The 12,590-nt window shown below is 68.0% G+C and carries 11 protein-coding genes; all 11 read right to left on the bottom strand.

Annotation, left to right across the window (positions count from 1 at the left end):
* Positions 1-2: 2 nt before the first annotated feature.
* The 11 genes from ACFPOE_RS23575 to ACFPOE_RS23525 all read right to left on the bottom strand — a co-directional run bounded on the left by ACFPOE_RS23575 (position 3) and on the right by ACFPOE_RS23525 (position 12,577).
* Complete coding sequence (locus ACFPOE_RS23575) at positions 3-1,670, bottom strand: ShlB/FhaC/HecB family hemolysin secretion/activation protein (RefSeq protein WP_376852789.1); 1,668 nt, start codon at positions 1,668-1,670, stop codon at positions 3-5.
* 188 nt (positions 1,671-1,858) lie between these two features.
* Positions 1,859-2,626: an enoyl-CoA hydratase gene (locus tag ACFPOE_RS23570; RefSeq protein ID WP_376852788.1), complete on the bottom strand. Its 768-nt coding sequence runs from the start codon at positions 2,624-2,626 to the stop codon at positions 1,859-1,861.
* Positions 2,623-3,222, bottom strand: coding sequence for a 2-hydroxychromene-2-carboxylate isomerase (locus ACFPOE_RS23565; RefSeq protein ID WP_376852787.1), 600 nt, complete (start codon positions 3,220-3,222; stop codon positions 2,623-2,625). Before ACFPOE_RS23565 ends, ACFPOE_RS23570 begins: the two co-directional genes overlap by 4 nt.
* On the bottom strand, positions 3,222-3,962 hold the full coding sequence (locus tag ACFPOE_RS23560; RefSeq protein WP_376852786.1) for an SDR family oxidoreductase: 741 nt from the start codon (positions 3,960-3,962) through the stop codon (positions 3,222-3,224). Before ACFPOE_RS23560 ends, ACFPOE_RS23565 begins: the two co-directional genes overlap by 1 nt.
* A gap of 2 nt (positions 3,963-3,964) precedes the next feature.
* The gene (locus ACFPOE_RS23555) at positions 3,965-4,777 is read right to left on the bottom strand and encodes an acyl-CoA thioesterase (protein WP_376852785.1); all 813 of its coding nucleotides are present in this window, start codon (positions 4,775-4,777) and stop codon (positions 3,965-3,967) included.
* A 13-nt stretch (positions 4,778-4,790) separates the two neighbouring features.
* Complete coding sequence (locus tag ACFPOE_RS23550) at positions 4,791-5,996, bottom strand: acetyl-CoA C-acyltransferase (protein WP_376852784.1); 1,206 nt, start codon at positions 5,994-5,996, stop codon at positions 4,791-4,793.
* A 67-nt stretch (positions 5,997-6,063) separates the two neighbouring features.
* Positions 6,064-8,463: a 3-hydroxyacyl-CoA dehydrogenase/enoyl-CoA hydratase family protein gene (locus ACFPOE_RS23545; protein ID WP_376852783.1), complete on the bottom strand. Its 2,400-nt coding sequence runs from the start codon at positions 8,461-8,463 to the stop codon at positions 6,064-6,066.
* Between the two features lie 18 nt (positions 8,464-8,481).
* Positions 8,482-8,856, bottom strand: a complete 375-nt coding sequence (locus ACFPOE_RS23540) for a DUF2147 domain-containing protein (protein ID WP_376852858.1) — start codon at positions 8,854-8,856, stop codon at positions 8,482-8,484.
* Positions 8,857-8,912: 56 nt separating this feature from the next.
* Positions 8,913-10,709, bottom strand: coding sequence for an acyl-CoA dehydrogenase C-terminal domain-containing protein (locus tag ACFPOE_RS23535; protein ID WP_376852782.1), 1,797 nt, complete (start codon positions 10,707-10,709; stop codon positions 8,913-8,915).
* A 3-nt stretch (positions 10,710-10,712) separates the two neighbouring features.
* Positions 10,713-11,414: a TetR/AcrR family transcriptional regulator gene (locus ACFPOE_RS23530; RefSeq protein ID WP_376852781.1), complete on the bottom strand. Its 702-nt coding sequence runs from the start codon at positions 11,412-11,414 to the stop codon at positions 10,713-10,715.
* Between the two features lie 314 nt (positions 11,415-11,728).
* Positions 11,729-12,577, bottom strand: coding sequence for a fumarylacetoacetate hydrolase family protein (locus ACFPOE_RS23525; protein WP_376852780.1), 849 nt, complete (start codon positions 12,575-12,577; stop codon positions 11,729-11,731).
* Positions 12,578-12,590 lie beyond the last annotated feature (13 nt).

The raw sequence follows: 12,590 nt of genomic DNA, 5'->3' as shown, positions 1-12,590 counted from the left end.
TCTCAGAAGTACTTGACGCCCTGGACCCAGAAGCGGCCGGAACGGTCCGGCGAGGACATCGCCTTTTCGCTGCCCAGCTTGTGCGCGTAGTAGCCGCGCACCGTGAAATTGCCCGGATCGCTCCACACCAGGCCGACGCCGGCGCCGCTCAGCGTGCGGCGGTTGTCGCCGGCGCTCCAGGGCGTGTGGTTGGTCCGCACGCTGCCGGCGTCGACGAAGGCGACGGCCTGCAGGCTGCCCGGCTGCCCGGGCGAGAACCGGGGCAGCAGCATCCGGCCTTCGACGGTCACGACGTAACCCTCGTCGGCGTAGGCTTCGCCTTCGGGATAGGCGCGCACGGCATACATCCCGCCCAGTTCCATCTTCTCGGACACGTCCAGGTTCTTCGAACCCAGCTGGCCGTTGATCGCGCCGTACAGGGAGAACGGTCCGCCCAGCGACTGGGAGCGGCTGGCATTGAATGCCAGCTTGTTGAAGCGGCCATTGCTGCGCGCCGTGGCCGCATCCACCGCCAGCGCGCCCGGCGTCTGGATGTCGATGGTGCCGGACGACAGGCTGAGCCCGTAGGCAGTCTGGCCGCCGCCGCCGAGGCTGTCGGTCTGGTCGCCGTACAGGCTGGCGGTCCAGACCTGCGCCCGCTTGTCGGTCACGGACGGGACCGCGTCGATGCGGTCCTGGAATCTCTTGGCGTCATACCCCAGCTGCGCGTACAGGCTGGCATTGCGCGAGCGCAGCAGCGGGTAGCGGGCGAATGCGCTGGCGATTTCGGCGGTGCCGTGGGCGCCCAGGCTCTCGAATTCCTTGCCCAGGCGGTAATCGAGCTTGCTGTAGGCGACGCCCACCTGGCCGCGTCCGAGCTGCAGCTGGTAGGAAGCGCGGGCATATTTGAGCCCCTCGCCGGAGGTCAGCACGCGCAGGCCGGCCACGTCGCCCAGCCCCAGCGGGTTGTTGACGTTGAGCGTCGCCCCGACCCGCCATTGCCCGGTGTACGGATTGCCGGCGTTGTCGGCATCGACGCTGCCGGAAATGCGATTGCCCGGCGTGACGTCCACCAGCAGGTCCGAGGTGCCGACCGATTCGCCCGGCACCAGGGTGGAGCGGACCTTCACGCCCGGGAGGTCAGACAGCACCAGCAGCCGGGTCTCCAGCGGCTCCAGCAGGATGGGATCGCCGCTGCCGATGCCGGCGAGGCCGCCGCGCACCACGCGGTCGGACAGATTGCTGGTGTTGTTGACGGTGACGTTGCGGTACTGGCCTTCAGAGACGGCAATGGTCACCACGTTGTCCCGGATCTGCTGCTGCGGCAGGTAGGCCAGGGCGACGAAATAGCCGTGCGACCGGTAATGGGCCGTGATGCGGGCCGCCATCTCGCGCAGCTCGGACAGCGACAACTCGCTGCCGGGGCGAAAGCCCGCGATGGCGACCAGCTCCGGCTCCGAGTACACGCGGGAGCCGCTGACGCGCAGGGCGCCCACCTTGATCCTGGCCTGGTCCGCCGCGGCGGAGGCCGGCGCATCCGGCTGCTGGATCCGGATTTCGGGCGGCGCCCGGGGCGCGGGCGGCGCCGGCGGGATCTGCTGCAATTGCCCGCCGGCGGAGGGCGGCTGCTGCGCCAGCGCGGCCTGGGCCAGTGCCAGCAGCGCGAGCGGAAAGATTCGGATTGGCGACATGGGTTCCCCGGGCGTCGGATCGCTGGAGGCCGGAACGCCCGCCCTCTACCTGCAATCAGGACAGCCTAAGGAGACTGGGCAGTCGTGTATGTTGGCTACCGAACATAGAAGCCAAAAGCGGCGCAATGCCTTACAGCAAAGCGGCCTGGCCGTGGCAGATCAGCCGAAAACCCGCGGCCCCTTCCGCTTCACAGCCCGGAGAAATCGGGCTTGCGCTTGTCCATGAAGGCGCCGAAGGCCTCCCTGGCCGCCGGCTCGCCCAGCATGCGGGCGAAGCTCACTCCTTCGTCCGCCATCTGCTGCAGCACCGCCGGCTGGGCGTTCTTCTTCATCAGCCGCTTGGTCTCCGCCAGCGCGGATTGCGGCTTGGCCGCCAGCTTGAGCGCCACCAGGCGCGCCACGCCGTTGGCCTCGGTCGGCGGCACCACCCGGTTGACCAGGCCGACTTCCAGCGCCGCTTCCGCCATGAACGGCTCGCCCAGCAGCAGGGCCTCGGCGGCGCGGTGGTATCCCATCATCTGCGGCACCAGCAGGCTGGAGGCCGCCTCCGGGCACAGGCCCAGGTTCACGAACGGCATCGAGAAGGCGGCGTTGTCGCCCGCGTACACCAGGTCGCAGTGGAACAGCATGGTGGTGCCGATGCCGACGGCAGGACCGCACACCGCCGCCACCAGCGGCTTGGGAAAGGTGGCGATGCCGCGCAGGAAGCGGAACACCGGCGAGTCCTGGCCGGCCGGCGGCTTGCTCTGGAAATCGCCGATGTCGTTGCCGGCGGAAAACACCGTCTCGTGGCCCTGGATCAGCACCACGCGCAGGGACGGATCGGCCGCGGCGTGGTCGATCGCATCGGCCATCGCACCGTACATGGCGGAGGTGATCGAGTTCTTGCGCGCGAGGCGGTTCAGCGTGATGGTCAGCACGCCGGCTTCGGCATGGGTGAGGATGTCGGTGGTCATATCGGTGCCTTCAGTGCTTGCTTGACGAAATCGAGTCGGTCCTGGCCCCAGAACATGCGGTCGCCGACGAAGAAGGTGGGCGCGCCGAACACGCCGCGCGCCACCGCCTCCTGCGTCAGCTGCTTGAGCCGCTCCTTGACGGCCGGATCGGCGGCCTGCGCCAGCAGCGCGGCCGCGTCGAAGCCCGCCTGGCCCAGGACGGCCGCCACGACCTGCGGATCGTTCATGTCCTTCGCATCGACCCAGATCGCGCGGAACACCGCGTCCACATAGTCGGCGAAGCGCTCCGGCTGCCGCAGCTGCAGCGCCGTGGCGCCGCGCATCAGGGTCAGCGTATTGATCGGGAAATGCGGATTGTGCTGGAACGGCACGCCGTAATGCTGCGCATGCAGGGCCAGGTCCTGCTGCATGTAGCTGCCCTTGGCCGGCACCATCATCGGCGACTGGTTGCCGGTGGCCTGGAACACGCCGCCCAGCAGCATCGGCTTGAGCTCGATGCCGGCGGCACACTCCCCGCGCAGCACGGGCAATTGCGTCCATGCGAGGTAGGCGGCCGGGCTGCCGACGTCGAAGAAGAATTCAACGGTCGTGGTCATCAGAATTTCTCCGTCCATGGCCTCAGGTCCAGCTCGTGGGTCCAGGCGTCGCGCGGCTGGGTGTGCAGGTACCAGTAACTGTCGGCGATGTGCTCCGGGTTCAGGATGCCGTCGTGCTCCTTCATCGCGTAGCGCTGAGGAAAGTTGCTGCGGATGAACTCCGTGTCGATCGCGCCGTCCACCACCACATGGGCGACGTGGACCCCGAGCGGGCCGAGCTCGCGCGCCATGCTCTGGGCCAGCGCCCGCAAGGCGTGCTTGGCGCCGGCGAACGCAGCGAAGTTGGCGGAGCCGCGCAGCGACGCGGTGGCGCCGGTGAAGATGATCGTGCCCTTGGGGCCGTCGCCGGGCCGCGCCACCATCCGTCTTGCCACCTCGCGGCCGTTGAGGAAACCGCCGAAGCAGGCCATCTCCCAGACCTTGAAGTACCGGCGCGCCGTTTCGTCGAGGATGCTGGAGGGCACGTTGGCGCCGATGTTGAACACCAGCACTTCGATCGGGCCGACCGTGGATTCGATCTGCTCCACCAGCGCCACCACTTCTTCTTCCTTGCGGGCGTCGCTGGCGAATCCTTCGGCCTTGCCGCCGGTTGCGCGGATCTGCTCCAGCAGCGGCTGCAGCTTGTCGAGGCTGCGGCGCGTGACGCAGGCGGTGTAGCCCTCGCGCGCGAAGCGGCGCGCCACCGCGCCGCCGGTGGCGTCGCCGGCGCCGATGATCAGGGCGACCTTGTCCGCGGCCATGGCTATTCCTTGTAGTAGACGACCTGGTGGGTGGTCACCAGCAGCTCGCCGGCCTCGTTCCACAGCTGCGCGGTCTGGTCGAAGAAGCCGTTGCGGAAGGCCTGGGCCTGGGTCTGGCCCAGCAGGTAGCCACTGCCGGTGGCGGCGAGCTGGGCCTGGTCGGCGTGGTAATACACGGTCATCGACACGGTGCCGATCGGCACCAGCACCGGCCGGCGCCGCCAGACCCGCGGGAAGAACACGTCCGCCAGCGCAGTCAGCGAGGCGAAGTCCAGCGGCCGCGGCGGCGCGTCGCGCAGCCACAGGCGGGTGCGGCTGATGCCCTGGTCCTTGCCGTCCCACTCGGTGGGGATCGCGCCCTCGACGAAGCGCATCTCGTAGCGCCTGACCCATTCCACGCGGGGCGGGTTCTGCGCCAGGCTGACCGCCGAAGGCGCCGGCACTGGCGGCATGGCGTGTTCGTCGGCGCTCCAGGTCTCGCGCCGCAGGCCGAAGAAGGCGGTGCCGGTCAGCACCGCTTCGCCCTGCTGCTGCACCTCGATCACCCAGTGCTGCGTCGAGCGGTTGGTGCGCGCCGGCCTGGCGAGCACGGTGAACGGTCCGTCGGCCAGCGCCGCGGCGAAGTTGACGGTCAGGGCGATCGGGTCGCCCAGCCGCTGCGGATGCTGCAGCACGGCGTTCAGCGCCTGCGCCGCCGTCACGCCGCCGAAGGGCCCCACCATGTTGCCGTAGGCGGCGCTGGTGTGTCCCAGGAAGCTGCCGTCCGCCTGCGGCTGCAGCGCGATGGCCTGGTCGAACGGACTGGCGGTTGTCATGCCGTCCCCGCGCTCAGAGGCGCTCGAAGATGCCGGCCGCGCCCTGCCCCATGCCGACGCACATGGTCACCATCCCGTACTTGAGGTTCTTGCGCCGCAGCGCGTGCACCACCGTGGCCGAGCGGATCGCGCCGGTCGCGCCCAGCGGGTGGCCGAGCGCGATCGCCCCGCCCATCGGGTTGACCTTGGACGGGTCCAGCCCCAGCGTGTTGATCACCGCCAGCGACTGCGCGGCGAAGGCTTCGTTCAGCTCGATCCAGTCGATGTCGTCCTGCTTCAGGCCGGCCGAGCGCAGCGCCGCCGGGATCGCCTCGATCGGGCCGATGCCCATGATGTGCGGCGGCACGCCGCGGCTGGCGTAGCTGACGAAGCGGGCCAGCGGCGTCAGGCCGAAGCGCTTGATCGCCGCCTCGCTGGCCAGGACCAGCGCGCCGGCGCCGTCGGAGGTCTGCGAGCTGTTGCCGGCCGTGACCGAGCCGCGGGCGGCAAACACCGTCTTGAGCTTGGACAGGCCTTCCACGGTGGTGTCGGGCCGCGCGCCTTCGTCGAGGTTGACGGTGCGGCTCTTGATGCTCACCTGGGCCGACGCGAGGTCGACCGAGCGCTCCTGCACGTCGATCGGCGTGATCTCGTCGGCGAACTCGCCGGCCTTCATCGCCGCGATTGCCTTCATGTGCGAGCGGTAGGCGAATTCGTCCTGGGCTTCGCGCGAGACCTTCCACTGCTGCGCCACCTTCTCCGCCGTCAGGCCCATGCCGTAGGCGATGCCGTAGCTCTCGATGTCGTCCGGGTTGGAGAAGATGGTGGGCGACAGCGAGGGCGAGTTGCCCATCATCGGCACCATGCTCATGTTCTCGGTGCCGGCGGCGATCATCACGTCGGCCTCGCCGACGCGGATGCGGTCGGCCGCCATCTGCACCGCCGACAGGCCGGAGGCGCAGAAGCGGTTCACCGTGATGCCGCCCACGCTCTTGGGCAGGCCGGCCAGCACGGCGCCGATCCGCGCCACGTTCAGGCCCTGCTGCGCTTCGGGGATGGCGCAGCCGCAGACGATGTCCTCGATGGCGTTGGGGTCCAGCCCCGGCACCTGCGCCAGCGCGGCCCGCAGCGTCATCGCCAGCAGGTCGTCCGGCCGCGTGTTGCGGAAGTAGCCGCGGTGGGAGCGCCCGATCGGCGTGCGGGTGGCGGCAACGATGTAGGCTTCTTGGAGTTGCTTCATGGGATCCTTGATCGGTTGGGGACGGAGCAGCATCGCGCCGCGATTCCTGGCCTGTCCCGCAAAGTCGTTAATTTCTCACCGGCTTGCCGGTGCTCAGCATCCCCAGGATCCGCTCCTGGGTCTTGGGATTGACGATCAGCGAGCAGAAGGCCTTGCGCTCCAGCGCCATCAGGTACTCCTCGCTCACCAGCGTGCCGGCATCGACGTCGCCGCCGGTGACGACATCGGCGATCAGCGACGCGATGTGGAAGTCGTGCCGGCTGATGAAGCCGCCGTCGCGCATGTTCACCAGCTGGCCCTGGATGGTGGCCTTGCCGCTGCGGCCGGCGACCGGGAACAGGCGCTTGAGCGGCGGCCGGTAGCCGGCCGTGGCCATCGCCCTGGCCTCGTTGATCGCGACGAACAGCAATTCGTCCTTGTTGGGAACGACGATGTCGCTCTCCAGCAGGTAGCCCAGCTTGCGCGACTCGAGCGCGCTGGTGCCGACCTTGGCCATCGCCGCGGCGGTGAAGCCCTCGGTGAGGAAGGGCAGCAGGTCCTTGTGCGTCGTCAGCGCCTGGGTCTCGGCGGCGCGGCGCGCGATGTAGGTCAGGCCGCCGGCACCCGGCACCAGGCCCACGCCGACTTCCACCAGGCCGATGTAGCTCTCCATCGCAACGACGCGGCGCGACGAATAGACCGCGGTCTCGCAACCCCCGCCCAGCGCCATGCCGCGGATTGCGGAGATCACCGGCACGGCCGCATAGCGCAGGCGCAGCATGGTCTGCTGCATGAAGCCCTCGGCGTCCTCGATGGCGGCCACACCCACCGCCATGAAGGCCGGCAGCATCGACTGCAGGTCGGCGCCGACGCTGAACGGCTCGTCGCCGGACCAGATCACCAGGCCCTGGTAGCCCTTTTCCGCCATGTCGACCGCGGCCATCAGGCCTTCGCAGACCTCGGGGCTGATGGCGTGCATCTTGGTCTTGATGCTGGCGATGATGACCTCGTCGTCGAGCGTCCACAGGCGGATGCCTGCGTCCTCATGCAGCGTCTTGCCGGCGGTCTCGAAACGCTGCGCATTGCTGCCCAGCACCGACTCCGGAAACAGCTGGCGCTCGTGCACCGGCAGCTGGCGGCGCGGCTCGAACTGCTTGCTGGTCGGATTGAAGGAGCCGGCCGGGGTATGGACGCCGCCGGCTTCTGCCACCGGGCCGCTGAACACCCAGTCCGGCAGCGGCGCATTCGACAGCGTCTTGCCGGCGGCGATGTCTTCCTTGATCCAGTTGGCCACCTGCAGCCAGCCCGCTTCCTGCCACAGCTCGAACGGGCCCTGCTTCATGCCGAAGCCCCAGCGCATCGCGAAGTCGACGTCGCGCGCCGTGTCGGCGATCGATGCCAGATGGACGGCGGCGTAGTGGAAGCTGTTGCGCAGGATGGCCCACAGGAACCGGCCCTGCGCGCCTTCGGCGTTGCGCAGCAGCTTCAGCCGCTCGGCCGCCGGCTTCTTGAGCATCCGCGCGTACACCTCGTCGCCCTTCTGGCCGCCGGGCACGTACTCGCCGCTTTCCAGCTCGTAGCGCAGCACGTCGCGGCCGACCTTCTTGTAGAAACCGGCCTTGGTCTTCTGGCCCAGGTTGCCCTTCTCCAGCAGCTCTTTCAGGACCGCGGGAGTGGCGAAGCTGGAATAGAAGGGATCGCTCTTCTCGTCCAGCGTGTCCTGCAGCGTCTTGATCACGTGGGCCATCGTGTCCAGTCCGACGACGTCCGCGGTGCGGAAGGTGCCGGAGCTGGCGCGGCCCATCTTCTTGCCGGTCAGGTCGTCCACCACGTCGTAGGTCAGGCCGAACTTCTCTACTTCCTTCATCGTGGCCAGCATGCCGGCGATGCCGATCCGGTTGGCGATGAAGTTGGGCGTGTCCTTGGCCCGCACCACGCCCTTGCCCAGGCCGCTGGTGACGAAGGTCTCCAGGTCGTCCAGGATCTGCGGCTCGGTGCTGGGGGTGGCGATCAGTTCCACCAGCGTCATGTAGCGCGGCGGGTTGAAGAAGTGGATGCCGCAGAAGCGGTGCTTCATTTCCTCAGGCAGCGCCTCGCTCAGCTTGGTGATCGACAGGCCGGAGGTGTTCGAGGCGAGGATCGCGTGCGGCGCCACGAAGGGCGCGATCTTGCGATAGAGGTCCAGCTTCCAGTCCATCCGCTCGGCGATGGCCTCGATGACCAGGTCGCAGTCCTGGAGCAACGTGAGGTGCTCTTCGTAATTGGCCGGCACGATCAGCGCCGCGTCGTCCGCCACGCCCAGCGGCGAGGGCTTGAGCTTCTTCAGCCCCTCGATGGCCCTGAGAGCAATGCCGCTCTTGGGCCCTTCCTTGGCCGGCAGGTCGAACAGCACCACCGGCACCCTGACGTTCACGAGGTGGGCGGCGATCTGCGCGCCCATCACGCCGGCGCCGAGCACGGCGACCTTCTTCACTTGAAAACGGGACATGTTTCTTCTTCCAAATCTTTACTGCACGCGGACCCAGGTCTGGGTGCGGCCGAACGGGCCGAACGAGCCCCGCACGTCGAGCTTGCGGCCGCCGTCGACCGGCGTCAGGCGCAGGCGGTACTCGCGGCCGTTTTCCGGGTCGAGGATCTTGCCGTCCTCCCAGACCTCCTTGCCCTCGGCCTTCTTGGCGCCGCGGATGATCTCCAGGCCGACCATCGGCTGGTCCTTGCGTTCGTCGCGGCACTCGACGCATTTCTCGTCGGGCTTGGCGTTCTTGCGCAGCAGCTTCTCGATGCGGCCGTTGACCGCGCCGCCGGTCTCGGTGATGCGGATCTCGGCCTTGGCCTCGCCGGTCTTGTCGTCGAGGTTGCGCCACAGGCCCACCGGCGACATCTGCGCGAACGCAGCGGCTCCGGACAGCAGCAACACACAGGCGGCGACGGTGCGCTTCACGCCAGCGCCTCGTCCGTGTCCATCAGCACCCTGGCGCCGCCGCGGGCAGTGCGCATCAGCATCGCCGTCTCGGGGAACAGCTTGGCGAAATAGAAACGCGCGGTCTGCAGCTTGGCCTGGTAGAAGGGATCCGTGTTGCCGGCCGCGATTTCACGCAGCGCGACCTGCGCCATCCGCGCCCAGAAATAGCCGAACACCAGGTGGCCGGCCACGCGCAGGTAGTCCACGGCGGCCGCGCCCACTTCGTCCGGGTCCTGGAAGCCCTTGAACCCCAGCTCGGTGGTGAACTTGGTCATCTGGTCGCCGAGATAGGCGACCGGGTTGATGAACTCCGCCATCTTCTCGTTGACGCCCTCTTCTTCCACCAGCTGGGCGACCAGCTTGCCGAATTTCTTGAGCGTCGCGCCGTTGTTGCCCAGCACCTTGCGTCCCAGCAGGTCCAGCGACTGGATGGTGTTGGTGCCTTCGTAGATCATGTTGATGCGGTTGTCGCGCACGAACTGCTCCATGCCCCATTCCCTGATGTAGCCGTGGCCGCCGAACACCTGCATGCAGGCGTTGGTGGCGATGTGGCCGTTGTCGGTCAGGAAGGCCTTGACGATCGGCGTGAGCAGCGCGACCAGTTCGGCGCTGTCCTTGCGCACCTTCTCGTCGGGGTGGTGCAGCTCGCGGTCGATCAGCAGCCCGCAGTACAGGTTCAGCGCCCGCCCGCCTTCGGCATAGGCCTTGGCGGTCAGCAGCATCTTGCGCACGTCGGGGTGGACGATGATCGGGTCGGCCGGCTTGTCCTTGGCCTTGACACCGGACAGGGAGCGCATCTGGATCCGGTCCTTGGCGTAGGCCAGCGCGTTCTGGAACGCCACTTCGGTCAGGCCCAGCGACTGGTTGCCCACGCCCAGCCGCGCGGCGTTCATCATCACGAACATCGCAGGCAGCCCCTTGTTCGGCTGGCCCACCAGGGTGCCGACCGCGCCATCCAGCACGATCTGCGCGGTGGCGTTGCCGTGGATGCCCATCTTGTGCTCCAGGCCGCCGCAGTAGATCGGGTTGCGCGAGCCCAGCGAGCCGTCGGCCTGGACGTTGAACTTGGGCACCGCGAACAGCGAGATGCCCTTGCTGCCCTGCGGCGCATCCGGCAGCCGCGCCAGCACCAGGTGCACGATGTTCTGCGCCATGTCGTGCTCGCCGGCGCTGATGAAGATCTTGTTGCCGGTCAGCTTGTACGTGCCGTCGGCCTGCGGTTCGGCCTTGGTGCGCAGCAGGCCCAGGTCGGTGCCGCAGTGCGCCTCGGTCAGGCACATGGTGCCGGTCCATTCCCCGCTCACCAGCTTGGGCAGGTACATCTTCTTCTGCGCGTCGGTGCCGTGCTCGTGCAGCGCCTCGTAGGCGCCGTGCGACAGGCCCGGGTACATGGTCCAGGCCTGGTTGGCGCTGTTCAGCATCTCGTAGATGCACTGGTTCACCGTGATCGGCAGGCCCTGGCCGCCGTAGTCGGGGTCGCACGACAGCGCCGGCCAGCCGCCTTCGACGTACTTGGCGTAGGCCTCCTTGAAACCCTTGGGCGGCGTCACCTCGTGCGTCTCGCGGTTGAGCGTGCAGCCCTCTTCGTCGCCGCTGATGTTCAGCGGGAACGCGACCTCGCTGGCGAACTTGCCGCCCTCCTCGAGGATGGCATTGACGGTTTCGGCGTCCACTTCGGCATGCCGGGGCATGGCCTTGTATTCATCGCCGACCTTGAGCACCTCGTGCATGACGAACTGCATGTCGCGCAGGGGCGGGTTGTAAACGGGCATGGGTCACTCCTTGGAGGATTGGGTCTTGGTGGATCGGGCTTTGGGCGCGTCGGGCGCCGGCGCGCCGTACTGCCGCAGGATGCGGTCGAAGCCGGCGTTGGCGCGGGCGATCGCGCCGGGATGCTTGAGGAAGCGCGCCTCGTAATGCAGGGCAAGGATCAGGCCGTGGATCTCGAACAGCATCTGGTCGTCATCGACGTCGGCGCGCAGGTGGCCCAGTTCGCGGGCCGCCTGGATGGCGCGCCGCAGGGCGCCGTGCCAGGTCATGACGGACGTGACCAGGGCGTCGCGCACCGGGCCTTCGCGGTCGTCGAACTCCACCGCGCCGCTGATGTAGAGGCAGCCCGAATCGATCTCGATCGAGGTGCGCTGCATCCAGTTGGCGAACATCGCGCGCAGCCGCGGCAGTCCGCGCGCTTCGTTCATCGCGGGATAGAACACCTCCTGCTCGAAGCGGCGGTGGTACTCGCGGATGACCGAGATCTGCAGTTCCTCGCGCGAGCCGAAATGGGCGAACACGCCCGATTTGCTCATTTGCGTGGCCTCGGCCAGCGCGCCGATCGACAGGCCCTCGAGCCCGACCTGGGTGGCCACGCTCAGCGCGGCGTCGACGATGGCCGCCTTGGTCTGCTGGCCTTTCTGCAGGCCGCGCCCATCGCGGTCGCTGCCGCGTGGGGGCTTCAGGGGCAGGTCGGTGACGGACATGATCTTGCGGTGAAGGGATAAAAACGAACGATCGTGCTATTTTTGCACGAGTCGATGCGCATTGCATAGGGGCGGCGCAAAAAAAACCCCCGAGGCGGAACGCTTTCGGGGGTGAGGACCGGGATGCCTGGAGTTGACAGCATACCGGCCCAGGAGAGGTATCCACGCAGCCGGAGCCGCGCCGGGCCGCGCGCGAATGAGGAACGCGCCGACCCGGATGCGCAATCAATTTCTCCTGTGCATGTCAGAGCCCACCGGGGAAAAAGAGTTCCCTGGCGGGCTCCAAGGCCCCACACCGGGCCCGGGCAAGAGCCTCAGGCCTTGAAGCCGACCACGTCCTGCCGCTGCTCGCCCAGCCCCTCGATTCCCAGCGTCATGACGTCGCCCTTTTTCAGGAACAGCGGCGGCTTCATGCCCAGGCCCACGCCCGGCGGCGTGCCGGTGGTGATGATGTCGCCCGGCATCAGCGTCATGAAGTGGCTGACATAGCTCACCAGCTTGGCGCAGTCGAAGATCATGGTGCGCGTGTTGCCGGTCTGCATGCGCTTGCCATTGAGGTCCAGCCACATGCCCAGGCGCTGGACGTTCTCGATCTCGTCGGGCGTGACCAGCCACGGGCCGATCGGGCCGAAGGTGTCGCAGCCCTTGCCCTTGTCCCACTGCGGACCGCGTTCGAGCTGGTACTCGCGCTCGCTGACGTCGTTGACGATGCAGTAGCCGGCCACATGAGCCTGCGCATCCTTCTTGGACACATAGCGCGCCCGCTCGCCGATGACGATGCCCAGCTCCACTTCCCAGTCGCTCTTGGTGGAACCGCGCGGCAGCATCACGGGGTCGTTCGGTCCCTGGATGCAGCTGGTGGCCTTCATGAACACCACCGGCTCCTTCGGGATCGGCGCGCCCGCCTCCGCCGCGTGGTCGGCGAAGTTCAGGCCGATGGCGATGAACTTGCCGACGCTGGCCACCGGGCAGCCGAAGCGCGGCTTGCCGCGCACCAGCGGCAGCTTCTCGGGGTTCTGCTTGCGGATGCGCGCCATCATGACGCTGCCCAGTTGCGCCGGGCCGAGGTCGGGCACGACTGCGCTGAGGTCGCGCAGCCGGCCTTCGGAATCGATCAGGCCGGGCTTTTCCTTGCCGGGGTTGCCATAGCGGACGAGTTTCATTGCGTTCCTAGTT

Origin of the sequence: Caenimonas terrae (assembly GCF_042655405.1) — a bacterium.
In the GTDB taxonomy this organism is placed as follows: Bacteria; Pseudomonadota; Gammaproteobacteria; order Burkholderiales; family Burkholderiaceae_C; genus Ramlibacter; species Ramlibacter terrae_A.
This window is presented reverse-complemented; position numbering and strand designations above follow the sequence as displayed.

Excerpts from the sequence above, each read along its gene's own strand:
- ACFPOE_RS23565 (WP_376852787.1), bottom strand. The coding sequence starts at position 3,222 with ATGACCACGACCGTTGAATTCTTCTTCGACGTCGGCAGCCCGGCCGCC.
- ACFPOE_RS23570 (WP_376852788.1), bottom strand. The coding sequence starts at position 2,626 with ATGACCACCGACATCCTCACCCATGCCGAAGCCGGCGTGCTGACCATC.
- ACFPOE_RS23535 (WP_376852782.1), bottom strand. The coding sequence starts at position 10,709 with ATGCCCGTTTACAACCCGCCCCTGCGCGACATGCAGTTCGTCATGCAC.
- ACFPOE_RS23550 (WP_376852784.1), bottom strand. The coding sequence starts at position 5,996 with ATGAAGCAACTCCAAGAAGCCTACATCGTTGCCGCCACCCGCACGCCG.
- ACFPOE_RS23540 (WP_376852858.1), bottom strand. The coding sequence starts at position 8,856 with ATGTCGCCGGTGGGCCTGTGGCGCAACCTCGACGACAAGACCGGCGAG.
- ACFPOE_RS23560 (WP_376852786.1), bottom strand. The coding sequence starts at position 3,962 with ATGGCCGCGGACAAGGTCGCCCTGATCATCGGCGCCGGCGACGCCACC.
- ACFPOE_RS23525 (WP_376852780.1), bottom strand. The coding sequence starts at position 12,577 with ATGAAACTCGTCCGCTATGGCAACCCCGGCAAGGAAAAGCCCGGCCTG.
- ACFPOE_RS23530 (WP_376852781.1), bottom strand. The coding sequence starts at position 11,414 with ATGTCCGTCACCGACCTGCCCCTGAAGCCCCCACGCGGCAGCGACCGC.
- ACFPOE_RS23545 (WP_376852783.1), bottom strand. The coding sequence starts at position 8,463 with ATGTCCCGTTTTCAAGTGAAGAAGGTCGCCGTGCTCGGCGCCGGCGTG.
- ACFPOE_RS23575 (WP_376852789.1), bottom strand. The coding sequence starts at position 1,670 with ATGTCGCCAATCCGAATCTTTCCGCTCGCGCTGCTGGCACTGGCCCAG.
- ACFPOE_RS23555 (WP_376852785.1), bottom strand. The coding sequence starts at position 4,777 with ATGACAACCGCCAGTCCGTTCGACCAGGCCATCGCGCTGCAGCCGCAG.